This window comes from Emticicia sp. C21 (assembly GCF_003418935.1).
Taxonomy (GTDB): Bacteria; Bacteroidota; Bacteroidia; order Cytophagales; family Spirosomataceae; genus Emticicia.
In genome coordinates this window covers 185,363-200,653 of the sequence record NZ_QVMT01000012.1, presented here as the reverse complement: position 1 = coordinate 200,653, position 15,291 = coordinate 185,363, and the positions used below count along the sequence as shown (strand labels likewise).

10 protein-coding genes are annotated in these 15,291 nt (G+C 36.6%); 1 reads left to right on the top strand and 9 read right to left on the bottom strand.

The genetic code is table 11. The annotated features are described in order from the left end of the window. Positions 1–46: 46 nt before the first annotated feature. The 3 genes from D0T08_RS22625 to D0T08_RS22615 all read right to left on the bottom strand — a co-directional run bounded on the left by D0T08_RS22625 (position 47) and on the right by D0T08_RS22615 (position 8,437). Positions 47–4,651, bottom strand: coding sequence for a T9SS type A sorting domain-containing protein (locus D0T08_RS22625; protein WP_158561334.1), 4,605 nt, complete (start codon positions 4,649–4,651; stop codon positions 47–49). 226 nt (positions 4,652–4,877) lie between these two features. Continuing rightward, positions 4,878–7,508 carry a valine--tRNA ligase gene (locus tag D0T08_RS22620; protein ID WP_116985024.1) on the bottom strand — a complete coding sequence of 877 codons (2,631 nt, stop codon included), beginning with the start codon at positions 7,506–7,508 and terminating at the stop codon, positions 4,878–4,880. A 209-nt stretch (positions 7,509–7,717) separates the two neighbouring features. Continuing rightward, the gene (locus D0T08_RS22615) at positions 7,718–8,437 is read right to left on the bottom strand and encodes a head GIN domain-containing protein (protein ID WP_116985023.1); all 720 of its coding nucleotides are present in this window, start codon (positions 8,435–8,437) and stop codon (positions 7,718–7,720) included. A 146-nt stretch (positions 8,438–8,583) separates the two neighbouring features. Here D0T08_RS22615 and D0T08_RS22610 point away from each other — a divergent pair, with 146 nt between their 5' ends. Further along, positions 8,584–9,498 (top strand): ROK family protein, encoded by a 915-nt coding sequence (locus D0T08_RS22610; RefSeq protein ID WP_116985022.1) that lies wholly within the window; start codon positions 8,584–8,586, stop codon positions 9,496–9,498. A 56-nt stretch (positions 9,499–9,554) separates the two neighbouring features. On the opposite strand, the gene D0T08_RS22605 is transcribed toward D0T08_RS22610, so the two are convergent. Genes D0T08_RS22605 through D0T08_RS22580 form a run of 6 tightly spaced genes read right to left on the bottom strand, consistent with a single transcriptional unit; the run spans position 9,555 to position 15,223 of the window. Further along, complete coding sequence (locus D0T08_RS22605; RefSeq protein WP_116985021.1) at positions 9,555–9,923, bottom strand: DUF805 domain-containing protein; 369 nt, start codon at positions 9,921–9,923, stop codon at positions 9,555–9,557. Positions 9,924–9,944: 21 nt separating this feature from the next. Beyond that, positions 9,945–11,279, bottom strand: coding sequence for a DUF58 domain-containing protein (locus tag D0T08_RS22600; RefSeq protein ID WP_116985020.1), 1,335 nt, complete (start codon positions 11,277–11,279; stop codon positions 9,945–9,947). Beyond that, positions 11,279–12,262, bottom strand: coding sequence for a MoxR family ATPase (locus tag D0T08_RS22595; RefSeq protein ID WP_116985019.1), 984 nt, complete (start codon positions 12,260–12,262; stop codon positions 11,279–11,281). Before D0T08_RS22595 ends, D0T08_RS22600 begins: the two co-directional genes overlap by 1 nt. 9 nt (positions 12,263–12,271) lie before the next feature. After that, entirely contained in the window at positions 12,272–13,528 is a 1,257-nt protein-coding gene (locus D0T08_RS22590) for a DUF4350 domain-containing protein (protein WP_116985018.1), read from the bottom strand. Then, entirely contained in the window at positions 13,525–14,256 is a 732-nt protein-coding gene (locus D0T08_RS22585) for a hypothetical protein (RefSeq protein ID WP_116985017.1), read from the bottom strand. Before D0T08_RS22585 ends, D0T08_RS22590 begins: the two co-directional genes overlap by 4 nt. Further along, positions 14,222–15,223 (bottom strand): stage II sporulation protein M, encoded by a 1,002-nt coding sequence (locus D0T08_RS22580; protein ID WP_116985016.1) that lies wholly within the window; start codon positions 15,221–15,223, stop codon positions 14,222–14,224. The genes D0T08_RS22585 and D0T08_RS22580 overlap by 35 nt, the downstream gene beginning before the upstream one ends. Positions 15,224–15,291 lie beyond the last annotated feature (68 nt).

The following is a 15,291-nucleotide window of genomic DNA, read 5'->3' as shown; positions in this document are numbered from 1 at the left end:
CAGCCCAATAGCGCGAACTATTGGGCTGTTTTGTTATAAGCTAACCTTAATTCCCTTTAACAATCTTCCGATTTACAATCTTATTACCCACTTTAATCTTTAGCAAATAAATACCAGCAGGTAATGACTCCAGATTAATTGTTTCGCTAAACATATTACCTATAGTAGTCTCTTCTGATTTCATTATCATTTTACCCTCAACATTGTGCAATTGAAAACTTAATTTCTCAGGTATAACCGTTTCGACTGACAATTGGCAAATACCCTGTGTTGGTACAGGGAACAATTTAATTTTTGCTCCGGCTAACTCCTCGTTACCTAAAATATTAATCCTTATTTCAGCTTTGCCGCTTACTGTACCGACACCACAATCATTTTTGACAGACGCTAATTCGTAGACAGTTGTCTGCAAAGGTCTTACTGCAAATTCAAAAGGGGTGTTATGCGCTGTAAATTCCTGATTATTGGTCAATTTAATTGTCCAGGGCGGTAAAGAAGTAAAATCAACCTTTATTTTGGCTGAATCTCCGTTTATGAGTTCTTTATTGCCCCTAATAGCAGCTGTAGGGAGAATTATTTTTTCTTTCACCGCGATGGAGTTACTCATTACTCCGCATATTTCTTTTTCTATCCAAACCTTATAAGTTCCTTCGGAAGCGGTTTTAATCGTTTGTGTCTGATTATTATCGAAAAGCTGATTGTTTTTTAACCAGGTATAAGTAAAATTACCTTGTTGGGCACTAAAAGTAACACTGCCTTTTGGACATAGAAATAAACTATCTTGATTAGGGATTAGGTTTTGGGGTATTTCTATAATCTCAATATTAACTGTTGCCTTGGCATTACAAGTACCTTGTTTTACTATCAATGTATAGCTACCTGATTTTGTAACTCCTTGCCCATAGTAGCTTCCAATATTTACACCCTCAAATTGCCATTCATATCCAAGTGTTTTAGTTACATAGGTATTATCTATGGTATAGTAAGAGTCAATACTTTTAATTCTGGGGTATAAATAAGGTAACTTATTGTAACAGACGCAATCGGGCTTATCAATTGCTATCTCCAATTTATTAAATTCTACTTTTACAGGATTTGATTCATATACACATCCTAAACTACTTTTGGTTTCTAGCTGGTACACTCCGGATTGCTTAGCCATTAGTATATAAGTGGTATCGTTGGGGATAACCTGTCCATTAAATTTCCATTGATACTTTGGGTTATAAAGCTTATCAAGCGGCATTCCTGTTATAGGTATGCTATCCAGACAAGTAGTCATGCTTGAATTATATGCCAGATTATAATTAATAATTTTATCTTTAAATGCTATTTTCAGCGTATCAGAATAAAGCACACAAGTGGCAGCAGAGTTAGGTATCTTAAATTCTATTGTTGCATGGTAGTTTCCTGATTCTTCAATTGTAAAATATTCATTCGTAATAGTCTCTTTAAAGAATTTATTATCTTTAAAAATACTACACCCTAAAACACTAGTTATACCACTATTTATACTAACACTTATTGATTTTTTTTCTCCAATACAATCTCCTCCCCATGATTCGTATAGGTTTAGTCCCTTAGGCTTTCCTTTTTTAATAACAATGGTTGCAGATATGGCCATACAATCTCCCTGAAAAACTTTTAATCGGTAAGTGCCTTCTTCCTTAGTTTTGTATTCAAAATTATTGGCTGATGGGATATCTATGTTATCTTTTTGCCACTGAAATCTTACTCCCTCAATAGGTTTTGGTGTCCAATCGTTCCACTTAAAGTTATAGTCTAGGTAAGTAGCTGAGGAAAGTGTTACTTCACTACCATCACAAATTTCAGTAACCCCATTTTGATTTGCACCGTAAGGGGATGAACTAATGATCGGCGCCGACAACATATTAAGTGTAACTCTGACTTTTGACGAAATAGCTTCACATGTACCCTGGGTGACTTTAAGGGAATAGTCTCCCGCCTGCTTTGCTAAGTAAAAACTATCAACTGCATTCGGGATATCAACATCATTTAATTGCCACTGATATTTTTTATTAATTATTCTATACCAATTCATATCTAACGGTACAGAATAACCATTGCAAACATTGGCAGTGGCATAATAAGTACCGATATATGGCTTTGAAATCTCACCAATTTTTACTGCAACTCTGTGACTTGAACTATCGCTATCGAGAGATTTACAACCATTTCTTTCTACTCTTACCCAATAATTACCCGACTCAGTTGCATTATAAGAGTAACCATTCGCTCCAGCAATAGCTAGATTATTTTTCAACCACTGAATTTTATCAAATCTGTAGGTAATGGAGTCTAATCTTAGTGGTACGCTAAATCCAGTACAGACTTGTGTAAAGTCGCGGCTAATATGATAAGAGATTACATCATAACGAACTGCGATAATATTTGAACGAACTTTGCTTACAGAGCTTTCAATTATGAGTTTATCAGGCAAGGGATTAATTGCCTTAAACTTGAGAGGGCTTTTATTAGCATTAGCTAGAAAAGTTTTCTCTCCTAAAGAATTAATGTAGTACAAATTAAACTTTTCATCCGGCGAAAACGGCCCGTCTAGATTAAACACTAATTCATTTTCAGCATTGGCACATAGATTTTTTATAGGTTGAAATAAATCTATTGACTTGCAAATACCTTCATTCAATTTAATTTCCGTGCTTATGATTGTTGCACAACCAGTGTTATACGTTAAGGCAGTAGCTGTGTAAACACCATTATGAGCTCTGGTTGCATTTTTAATAGTTAAAACAGGAGATTTATCTACATTTCCTTTCGGATCTAACCAATAACTATATCCGTTGTAAACTCTGGCAATCATTGTAATATTTTTTCCTAAACAATACTCATCTGCCCTTTCAATTGAAATTTCAGGTTTTTCATTTACCGTTATGAATACACTATCTTTATATGTACAACCTATGGTAGAGACCATTAATCTATAAAATCCGGAGTTCTTATCATTAATATTGTTTATCTGAGGATTTTGTAATTGAGACGAAAAATTATTTGGTCCTTGCCATAAGTAAGAATTCCCTTCCGGTGCTTTCAGTTTCAGTGTGTCATTTTCACAATAAATATTCTTTTCCGCCAGACGAGATTTACCCTTTATTTCGATAAAAATTTTATTAGACTCGTAAGAACAATAACCATTATTGGAGACAAGTGAATAATTACCTGATGATGCCGGGAATAATTCATGAGAATTGGCACCATTTATCAATTTGCCGTCCATTTTCCAGGCGTATCCAATACCGTCTTCTTTTTCCACTAAAAGTTTATCATCACAATTAATTATTTGTTGAGTAATTAGATTAGCAGGCACTTTCGTCATTATTACTTCAACTGTATCTGTATATTTTTTGCACCCTGTATTGGCCGGTGTATATATTGCATGATACTTACCGCTTTCTCTGGCTACCAGAAATTGGGGGTTTGATGCGATAGGTAAATTATCCTTATACCATTGAATAGTATAGTTTGAAGTGATATTGCCCGGCAGTCTTAAGACTGGCTGATTGCCACCACACATGTTAATTTTCCCGTTTTCAAGTAAGGGATTCTCCAGGCGATAGCCTTTACCCGAATCAATATCATAAGTAAATGAACCTGAGTTTATTATACAATTACCTATGGTACTGGTTACACTATAGGTAGTGCTTCCAGAGGAGTTAATAGGAACGCTCCACCCAGATTGCTTACTACCATCACTGCCAGACCACGAATGAGTAAACGGCGCATCAGAGTTGGTGAGGAGATTATAGAAGAAAGCATTATTTAATAGAGTCAGGTACTGCGAATTGCAGCCTAATATGGCATTACTTAATTGTATTAAAGGCTTATAAGTAGGTTTGTTAAAATTCACCACTATTCTGTCGGACGAAGTTGCACAACCTCCGGGCATATTAGTTTCATAATAATAAGTACCAGATTCAGAAATATCAATTACACGTTTTCCATCAGTTTTTACAGGCTCATTATTTTTATACCACTTATACTCTCCGAAATTATTAAATCCCGACAGTCTTATATTGGTATTTTCGCAAAGGTTTAAGGTATCATTTGGCTTAAAATAGAAAAAATAACCCTGAGAGAATTGCATCGGGCTCGCCACTTTTTTATCTGCTATAGTAACTTTAACTGGTTTCGAGTTAGATCTACACTCACCTTGCAGAGCTCTGACATTATAAATTCCTGATTCTTTTATACGGAAGGATTTATTGGTAGCACCTTCTATGTCTACTCCATCTTTTTGCCATTGATATAGTACTTCTCCATAAAATATAGCATTAAGATCTGGGGCAAATGTTTCTCCCTTGTCACATATCACATATTCATTCTGTTTAGGATAACTTAGTACATTATAAACTGTGATTCCGAAACTTTCTAATTGATCATGGATTTTACAAGTAATTTTAGGCGACACATATTTACAGCCAGTTGTCTGAACTTCAGCAGTATAAACACCTGCTTCAGAAGTATAAATAAATTCTTTATTCTCATTTGGAATAATTTCTCCGTTTTTCTTCCAGACATATAACCCATTCTGAATTAACTCACATGTTATCCGCAAGCGTCCTCCTTTACATATAGAGCCTTCAATCGTATTATCATCACTCCAAAATGACAAACTAGTTCCAAGTCTAAACCTGAGCTTGCAAGTGTTCTCCTGGGAAAAAGCGATAAACGAATTAAAAAATAGCAGCAGTAAAAAGGCAGTGATTTTCATTAGTCTGACTAGAGTAGATATTCTTAAATAGAACACAGCGTTCATAATACAAAAAAGGTAAATAGTTTCGGCAATATTAAAAATATTATCGCAACTATTTACCTTCCTAATCAGGTATTATTTTCGATTACCCCAATTTCGCCAGCGCTTCTTCCAAAGCCTTGATTTTGGCATCGGCATCGGCTAATTTCTGGCGTTCTTTTTCTATGATTTCAGGCTTGGCGTTTTGTACAAAACGCTCATTAGCCAATTTCGATTCGGTTGATTTTTTGAAACCCAAAGTATATTCTAATTCCTTTTGAAGGTTCGCTTTTTCGGTTTCTACATCAATATTAGACCCTAAATCAATTGTAAATTCATCACCTTTAATCACAAAACTTATCCCTTCGGCCTTATCCTCTACATATTGAATGCCTGAGATATTGGCTAACTTCTGAATCAAACCTGCTAATGCCTCATAGCGTGCCTTATCAGCTGTTTTGATAGATAATGGCAAAGCTTCTTTAGGTGAAATCTGCTTGGCATTGCGTGTATTCCGAACATTAGATATAATTTCAGATAAAATCTCAAAATCACCTAAAATCTCTTCATCAATCGCTCCTACCGTTGGGAATGGTGCGATACAGATAGAATCGTTGGCTTCTCTGATCTTGATATTCTGCCAGATTTCTTCTGTAATAAACGGCATCCAAGGGTGAGCCAACCGCATTAATGCATCAAATATTTCGAGCGTAGCCTCATATGTTTGCTTGTCTATAGGTAAGCTTTTACCCTCTACATAGGCTGGCTTAATCATCTCGAGATATTGAGAGCAGAAATCGTCCCAGATAAGATTATAAGTACTCATCAGGGCATCTGACATTCTGAACTTGCTGTAATGGTCAAGCGTTTCAGCCAATACCTTATTGAATTTCGATTGAAACCATTGTACCGCCTTGGCAGAAGCCGGATTCTGGGTTGTAGTTTCTGAAACCTCCCAACCTTCTACCAATCTGAATGCATTCCAGATTTTATTATTAAAATTTCTACCTTGCTCAATTAGTTTTTCATCATACAATAAATCGTTTCCGGCAGGTGAACTGAATAACATACCTGTACGAACACTATCAGCACCGTATTGTCCAATCAATTCTAACGGGTCTGGTGAATTACCCAAAGATTTTGACATCTTACGACCTTGCTTATCCCTTACAATACCCGTCAAATATACGTTTTTGAATGGATAAGTACCTTTATACTCATATCCGGCAATAATCATACGTGCTACCCAAAAGAACAAAATCTCTGGTGCAGTTACCAGATCATTAGTAGGATAATAATACTTGATATCTTCATTATCAGGATTTTTGAAAGCATCAAAAACCGACATCGGCCATAGCCATGAGCTAAACCAGGTATCCAGTACGTCTTCATCTTGTGTCAGATCATGCTCGCTTAGTGCAAAGAGTTGGTATTTATTGCGGGCTATCTTTAATGCTTCTTTTTTACTAGCTGCCACAATGCAGGTACCATCTGGCATATAATAAGCCGGAATACGATGTCCCCACCACAACTGGCGACTGATACACCAGTCTCTTACATTCTCCATCCAATACTTGTAGGTATTCTTAAATTTCGGAGGAATAAACTGAATGGTATCATCCATTACATTTTTCAAAGCAGGCTCCGATAAATCTTTCATTTTCAGGAACCATTGCAATGATACTTTAGGCTCAATTACCACACCTGTACGCTCTGATGTACCAACATTCGATTTATAATCTTCAACTTTTACCAGATTGCCTGATTCTTCAAGCATTTTGATGATTTTCTTGCGAGCCACAAAACGGTCTTCTCCTACCAGAATCTGGGCCTTTTCATTCAGTTTTCCATCATCTGTCAGAATATCAATTACAGCCAAGCCATGCTTTTGACCCAAAGCGTAGTCGTTCTGGTCGTGAGCAGGAGTTACTTTTAAAGCACCTGTACCAAAATCTACCGTTACATACTCATCCGCAATAATCTTTACCTCACGATTGATAAGCGGGATTCTTACCGTTTTACCAATTAAATCCTGATAGCGCTCATCAGCAGGGTTCACGCAAATCGCTGAGTCTGCCATGATAGTTTCAGGGCGAACGGTTGCAATGGTTACACTTCCTTCATCGCCATCATAACGGATATATACCAACTTCTGCTGAATATCTTTCATGATAACTTCCTCATCCGAAACTGTAGTTTTGGCCTGAGGATCCCAGTTTACCATTCTGTAACCGCGGTAAATCTCACCTTTATTATATAAATCAACAAAAACCTCAATTACGGCATCGTAAAGATTAGGCTCCATCGTAAAGCGGGTACGGTCCCAATCACAAGACGCACCTAACTTGCGTAATTGTTGAAGAATGATTCCACCATATTTCTCTGTCCACTCCCAGCAGTATTTTAAAAACTCTTCGCGAGAAAGGTCACTTTTATTGATTCCCTTTTCTTTCAGCATAGCAACTACCTTGGCCTCCGTAGCAATTGAAGCATGGTCAGTACCTGGCACCCATAACGCTTCTTTCCCTTCCATTCTGGCCTTACGGGTCAATACGTCTTGTATAGTATTGTTCAGCATGTGTCCCATATGTAAGACGCCTGTGACGTTAGGCGGTGGAATCACGATGCAATAAGGCTCTTTGTCAGGATTCGGTGTCGACTTAAAATACTTGTTATCAGTCCAATACTGATACCACTTGTCTTCGATTTCTTTCGGATTGTAGGTCTTGCTTATCATACTTATCTGGTGTTCGTTCGCAACGAACTTAGTTTGTGTATTTCACGATAGTTATATAACTATCTCTATTTCCTCTCTTCAATTGCTAAAAGGAGTGCAAAATTACGATTTTTTTGCCGAATTTATGCTTGGTACGTATATAAAAAACCTGCAAATCTGTTAGCCAGACCTGCAGGTTGAGTCAGGATTGAATATTTAAAATTTATTGTTTAGTTGGCATCAACGATTCTGCCTGAGCCGGAAATTTTACGGCTGATTCTTGGGTCACCTTTAAACCAGACTGTCCCGCTACCTGTAATATATACATCGAGGTTATAATAAGCAGTAGTTTCACAACGTCCTGAACCATTGATGTCGACATCAGAATTATCTACGTGCAAGCCAAAAGATTCAATTTTACCGCTTCCGGTCAAAGTGTATATCGCATTTTTAGCATCTCCTTCAAGAAAAATCAAGCCCGAGCTGCTTAATTCTGCATTGACATCGTTTTTCATATCTACGGCTACATCAATTAAACCACTACCTGATAATCTTAAATCTATGCTTTTACCATAGATTTTGTTATCACTGATAACCCGACCACTGCTTGCCACATCAATGCTATAAATATCAGGAGTCTGAATCCAGATTTTAACTTTTTTACTGGTATACCAGCCACCATTACTATCCAGAATCAACGTATTACCGCTTATGCGGGTAATAATGCGCGGAATAATATTGCTTTCTGCTTCTATCTGAATGTCTCTGGCAGGGCCTTGGGTAAGTATAACTTCGGCAGCAAAATCCAGTTCAATGCGGTTGAAGTATCCGGCACGACGGTATTCGGTCTCAATAATACCGCTACCTGTATCTTCATAAAATACATTACAAGATGATAATCCTACCACTCCCAAAAGGATTATGCCGATAAAGATGAATGTGCGTTTCATAGTAATACGATTTTAGCTTTTTCTAAGTTTTTTTTGTCTTTAACTATTAGATGCTATATGTTTGCATAAAGTTGTCTGACAATTTGTTAATAACATGTTAAAGACAATTCAGTGATGTTTTTCCCTTATATCAGCAATAGAAAAAAATGAAAACACTTTGGGGTGTAGACCTGGGCGGTACCAAAATAGAAGGCGTAGTAATGAACGCCGATACGAATGAAGTATTATTAAGAAAAAGGATTCCAACAGAAGCAGCTAAAGGCTATGCGCATATAATCAGTCAGGTTGCCAGGCTGATAGATATGATTAAAGAAGAAACTAAACTTACGCCTGTTGCTGTAGGTTTTAGTACCCCGGGTGCTTTAGATCCAAGTACGCAGACTATGAAAAACTGCAATACTGTTTGCATGAATGGTCAGCGGATGAAAGAAGATTTAGAAAGAGCACTTGACTTACCTATTGAAATTGCCAACGATGCCAACTGCTTTGCTTTGGCCGAAGCCACTATGGGTATTGTGCAGGATGTAGTACCTGATGCCAAAGTAGTATTCGGGATTATATTAGGCACAGGTGTTGGAGGAGGTGTGGTGATTAACGGACAAGTACTAAATGGGAGACATGGAATTGGTGGCGAGTGGGGACATAATGTATTAGAAGACGATGGCTACGAGTGCTATTGTGGCAAAAGAGGTTGCAATGAAACTGTTTTCTCAGGCCCTTCGCTGCAACGTTATTATGAAAAATTGAGTGGCAAGGCTCTGACTATGAAAGAAATTTACCAGAATTTTAAAGAGGGTAACGACCCGCATGCCACTGCGACGGTTAAATATTTAACCAAATCATTTGGTAAAGCAATTTCCTATATCACTAATGTAATCGACCCTGATGCCATTGTGGTTGGTGGAGGCGTAGGTAATATTGATGAAGTATATACAGAAGGGCCGGAAGAATTGAAGAATTATATATTTAATAGCCGTGTAGTAGAAACTCCCTTCTTAAAACCTAAACTGGGCGACAGTGCAGGTGTTTTTGGTGCAGCAGAATTGGTAAGAGGATATTAAAATAAGGTTAGTTTTTAAGCAGGAGAGCTACCTATTGGGTAGCTCTCTTAGTTATATTACGATTCTAAAGATTTTCCGATTTGACTAATCTGGTCATCGTAGCTGGATTCATTTCCGATGCCCTTTGGATTTAACCCATATTGATTTTCTCCCGGCTCACCATCCTGAAAAAGTAACCAGAGAAAGTAAAAAGGGATAATCTGATACCATCCGTTTCTATCCAGGTCATGGCAACGTTTGGCTCCCTGTGCCCATAAAAACCATAACATAGGTATAATAAAAATAAGCACTACAATAGGGCCAATTTCTGGCTTTGTTACTATTGTAAAAAAAATAATAGAATACAGAATGAAATAAATAATGAGTGTTATTCCATATTCTGTTCTCCGGATTCGGCCATCAAATGAAAAGGGCGCTTTAAACATAAAATTACTGGTTTAGGTTAATTAAATCATTTGTTTTCTTTTAATCTGAATGTATTTATTTATTGTTTCTATACTCAATTGGTGTGGCTGGGTAATTAAGCCTTGGATACCCGCTTTAAGTAATTCTTTTAATATCAACTGATTCTGACTTAAAAAATGCTTACCAATGGTATTTGAATAAACCTCACGCAAATTACTGGCAGGCTGATTAACAAAGGCTACAATCTCTGAATTTTCAAAGAAAACTACTAAAACCAGGTGATATTGCGCAATGGCCTTTAAATATTGCAAATTTCGTTTCAGACTATTGATTGAATCGAAATTCGTAAAAATGATTAGTAAACTCCTCTGCCTGACTTTAAATCGAACGAACTTATACAGTTTTTCAAAATCTGATTCCAGAAAATCTGTCGTCAGGTTATACAACATATCATTTATAGTGCCAAATTGCTTGTATTCGCTTCTTGCCGGCAGATAAGCACAGTTTTTGGATGAAAAAGTTATTAGCCCCGCTTTATCCTTAACATCCAGTATTGATTTGGTGAGAGCAATGGAGCCATTAATGGCATAATCCAATAGCGTTTGCTGGTTGAAAGGCATCTTCATGCTTCTGCCCATATCTAATACCATATAAATATCCTGGCTTCTTTCGGCCTGATATTGGTTCAGCATCAATCTTCCCTGCTTGGCACTGGCTTTCCAGTTGATGTGCCGATAATTATCGCCACTTACATAATCTTTTATCTGCTCAAACTCAAGACTCTGACCAATTTTACGAATATGGGTTGTATTGGTTTCTGAAAAATTATTAACCAGTGCATCCAATGGTAATTTTTTGAATTGCTCAAATGAGGGATAACAACTGATAGAGGCCATTTCTTCAAAAATCATCTTACGGGCCACAAAACCTAAAAAAGAAACACTGCACAGAATGCTTGTATTCTGCCAGGTGTAGATGCCTCGTTGCGTAGGACGTACTTCGTAAATAACTTTCTGGTTAGAAGATTTTTTCAATATCACTGCAATTTTCCATATTCTTAATTGTAGCAGGTCGGGTAGATCTTCATAGATAGTTAATGCCAAATCCATAGCGGAGTTGTTGCTAATCTGTAATTCAATTGAATTTTCGTCGCCATTGCTCAACCTATTGGGCAAAATTCGACGGCTGCTAATTAATTGCGATTTGCTATACAGCAGAATTGTTTCGACCAATACAGTTAAAAACAGCAAGAACAGCAATAGTTTCCCGGCAATAAAACTAAGGTTCAGCACCAGCCCTATACAAAATAGTGCGATGCAGATACCCAAAACTATAAATGTTCTTGGTGTAAGATAAAATGATTTAAAGAAATTCATCAGCGTGGAATCTCTACTTTTGAAAATAGATTATCAAGTACTTCATCTTCATTTACTCCCTCCATTTCGGCTTCCGGTGTCAGGATAATCCGGTGACGTAAGGTTGGTTTAGCCATACTCTTTACATCATCTGGTGTCACAAAGTCTCTTCCTGATAAAGCTGCTTTAGCTTTCGAAGCCAGCATCAAGGCTATTGATGCACGTGGCGAAGCCCCCAATTCAAGCAATTTGTAGTTTCGCGTCGCTTGAATCAACATCGTGATATATTTCAGAATATTATCCTCAATCACTACTTGTCTTACAATCTGACGAAGCTCTTTCAACAATCTGACACTAAGCACAGGTTGCAGATTTTCTACTACATCATTATAGGTTTCATAATTAAAACGTTTCAGCATCAGTACTTCATCATCAGCCGATGGGTAACCAATATTGACTTTGAAAAGGAATCGATCTAATTGTGCTTCGGGCAATCGATAGGTTCCCTCCTGCTCTATCGGGTTTTGTGTGCCTAATACAATAAAAGGTGTATCCATCAGGTAAGTATTGCCATCAATAGTTATCTGACGTTCTTCCATCAATTCAAATAAAGCTGCCTGCGTTTTGGCCGGGGCTCTGTTTATCTCATCAATCAACACAATATTACCAAAAACCGGCCCGCGTTTATATTCAAAATCCAGAGTTTTCGGGTTAAAAACAGAAGTACCCAGTACATCAGAGGGCATTAAATCAGGGGTAAACTGAATACGTTTAAAAGATATATCTAATACCTTGCCTAATAGCTTACTCATCATGGTTTTAGCTACGCCCGGCACTCCCTCTATCAATATATGTCCATCGCTCAATATGCCTATCAATATCAGGTCTATTACCTCATCCTGACCAAAAACAATCTGATTAAGCTCACGTTTAATATCACTCACCGCTTTGGTAACCAGGTCGAGGTCTATTCTATTTTTAAAGATTTCTTCTTCGTTTTCCATTAGTAGTGTTTATGCTTGGTAAAATGCGTTTATTTTCTGGTATACATTCATTAAGCTTTGCTTCGAAATTTCGTCCTGTGATTTAACAGAACTGATTTCATCAAAAATTTCGCGGATACTTTCTAAACTTCTTCCCGTTTTCAAGCTAATTTTTTCTAATTCTGATTCTTGAAAATCTTTGGCGTGTATTTGATGATTATGGGCAAGATATTCAAAAAACTGGGAGATAATTTTATCAGCAATTGATTTATGGTTTTGTTGTTCCCAATAAAGCCCGCTTACTACAGATATATAGGCTCCACTATTATTTTTGGGTGTATTATAAATAGGAATAGGTTTCTGGATTCTTCGATAATAAATCAATAGGAATAAGAGCGTACCCACCAGGAAAGTATAAAATGCCCAAACCAATGGTGGATTCTTGAATATTACCCGTAATACCTCACTCCTGCCTATCCCTGTAGAATCTCTTGAATCATCTTCAAGGCTATTTATGGTCCGGTAATAATCGTCCCATATAATATTATTATCTGCCAGGTTTATTTTGTCGGCTATTTTATTAAAGAGCGTGTAATTATCTTTATAAAGCAAGAAATAATTACTTACAAGTATCGGGTTATTACACAGAAATATACGCCCATATCCACAGGTTAGTTCAAGCATCTGGATCCTGTTTTCATTATCGGTAATAATTGTATCAATGGCCGTTACCAAATCGTTGCTTCGCAGGTAAATAGAATCTAAAACTGCCGTGCTCGGCTTATGCCCGAATAAATTATATTTTGTAGATAAGCTATCTTCTTTCCAGGTAATATTCCAACGGCTTTCAGCTAAATAAGGAGGATAGGCTGTATTCAATTCATCGCTTTTAGGTGAATAATATAAAGAATCGATAAATTCAGAAGTAAGGCCATAAGCTGAGATAAAAACATTATTACCGCTACCCGCAAATTTTTTCAGTTGATGAATGCTTGCACCTGTAGGATAAAAATTAGGGGCAACAATTACATAGGTATTATTGACACTTTCTAAGCTACCATAGCCACTTATATCAAAACGAAGTTTGTTTTCGCTGAATCCACCGCCTGCATTCTGTTTCAATTCATCATAAAAAAACTTGCAGTCGTAAGGTCTATACGAATTGGGGCTAACTGTGAAGAACTTATCAAACTTTTTATCTAAAGAAGAAAAAAGGTCTAACCCGAAAAAGAGAAAAATCACTATTCCTACCAAGATAATACCCACTATCAGTAAGTTTCCTTTCATGCTTTTTTAGTCAAAAAATCTTTAAAAGTTTTTTCAATTCTTTGAAATGAAGGCTCAGAAACAGTAAAATTGCCAAACCATAAATACTCATAATAGCGTGTGCATTGAATAAACAACCTGAGCCTTTCTCTTGAAAAAGTATTTTTCCGGCTTAGTTCCTGCGTATAATCCTGATTGGTTTTATCGATATTAAATTCTATCTGATGAGATTCATTCAGTATTTTCATCACCCATAAATAGTAGTATCTTACAGCCAGACGATAATTTCCATCCTGAATGCATTTTTCTATCTGACTACTTAAATCAACAGTATTGACGGCCTGAATATCCAATTCTTCTGTTGGCACTTCTGCCGTAGTAACAGGAATTTCGGGATTAGTTTTGAATTTAAAACCTTTTAGGTTTTTTAATATAAGATAACAAGCCCCAATAATGGCTAAGCCGATAATAATCCAAATCAGGACTTGAAAAACAGAAGCGATTATTTCACTAATTCTGCTTGAATCGCCTCTTTCTTCTTCCTCCTCCGGTATTTGTTTGGGTACAGGTTTTTGTTCACTCTGAAACTTGTCTACATACCATAGTTTTTTTTCACTTCTCTTCAATGAATCTACATGAGCCTTTGATAAAGTACCTTTATCGGCAAAAGACATCGTGCTCGAGAACAGGAAAATAAACCCTAATATATAAATTTTATCTATGAACAACGTCTTCCAGATATTTTTCATACGGATATTTTTCAGTCAGCTTTTTAGAGTAAATAAAAAAGTACCAGACAACAACCAGCCAACTGCCAATAAAGACCAATGACAAAAACAGCATTACAAGTGTATTATTATTCTGGAAGCCCTGTTTACCAAGATAGGTCACGTAGCTTTCTATCAAGGCAGCTAGCGTAGTAAAAGGGATGGTTCCGATATAAATTTTCACACTTTCTGATAATCCTTTTCTGAAAGCCTGCTTCCGGGTTAATGTGCCCGGGAATAAGAAACTCAACCCTAAAATAAATCCTGCCATGCATTCTAATATCAGGCCCATCAGCTCAAAAGTCCCATGAAGCATAATTACAAATATGGCATCGGTACCTAAATTATTCTGTATGAATAGAGATAAAAATGCACCAACCATTACTCCATTGGAAAAAGTAAAGTAGAAACTTCCAATGCCTAAGCAAATGCCCGAAATAAACAGGATAAGACCTACACGAAGATTATTAGAGAAAATTGACAGGAACATTACCAATGGCGATTCGGAATCATATACGCCGAATGGCTCACCTTTTCTGATATTTTCTTCGGTCATTCGTACATAATCCTGTCCGAGAATACCCTCGATAAAATCGGTATCAATAAAAGAGCAGATATAACCTAAGATGCAGAAAGTAAAAAAAATAGTGGTAGCCACCCAAAGCGCTTTGATATTATGCCCGATAGTAGCCGGAAAATCTTTTACCCAGAAATGATAAAATGGATTTTTATCCTGTTTTTGTTGGAGAAATATTTTTTTATAAACCCTTGATGACAAGGAATTTACGTATTCATTGATTTTACTATGCGGGTAATGTGTTTGAGCGTAAGACAAATCATTCATTAAATCAATGAAATCAGATGAAATTTCATCAGGATCTGTTTTTAAGTCATTTTCAATTTCTTCCCAGCGCTTAAAATTCTTATCAATAAAGGTACTTTCTCGCATAATTTTTTTAGAAACCTCAATGAAGCAAATTAGAAAATATATTTGATAAAGTTATAATTTTCAAAATA

Coding starts and splice junctions, on each gene's coding strand:
- D0T08_RS22615 (WP_116985023.1), bottom strand. CDS start 8,437: ATGAAACGCACATTCATCTTTATCGGCATAATCCTTTTGGGAGTGGTA.
- D0T08_RS22600 (WP_116985020.1), bottom strand. CDS start 11,279: ATGAATTTCTTTAAATCATTTTATCTTACACCAAGAACATTTATAGTT.
- D0T08_RS22610 (WP_116985022.1), top strand. CDS start 8,584: ATGAAAACACTTTGGGGTGTAGACCTGGGCGGTACCAAAATAGAAGGC.
- D0T08_RS22590 (WP_116985018.1), bottom strand. CDS start 13,528: ATGAAAGGAAACTTACTGATAGTGGGTATTATCTTGGTAGGAATAGTG.
- D0T08_RS22595 (WP_116985019.1), bottom strand. CDS start 12,262: ATGGAAAACGAAGAAGAAATCTTTAAAAATAGAATAGACCTCGACCTG.
- D0T08_RS22580 (WP_116985016.1), bottom strand. CDS start 15,223: ATGCGAGAAAGTACCTTTATTGATAAGAATTTTAAGCGCTGGGAAGAA.
- D0T08_RS22605 (WP_116985021.1), bottom strand. CDS start 9,923: ATGTTTAAAGCGCCCTTTTCATTTGATGGCCGAATCCGGAGAACAGAA.
- D0T08_RS22620 (WP_116985024.1), bottom strand. CDS start 7,508: ATGATAAGCAAGACCTACAATCCGAAAGAAATCGAAGACAAGTGGTAT.
- D0T08_RS22585 (WP_116985017.1), bottom strand. CDS start 14,256: ATGAAAAATATCTGGAAGACGTTGTTCATAGATAAAATTTATATATTA.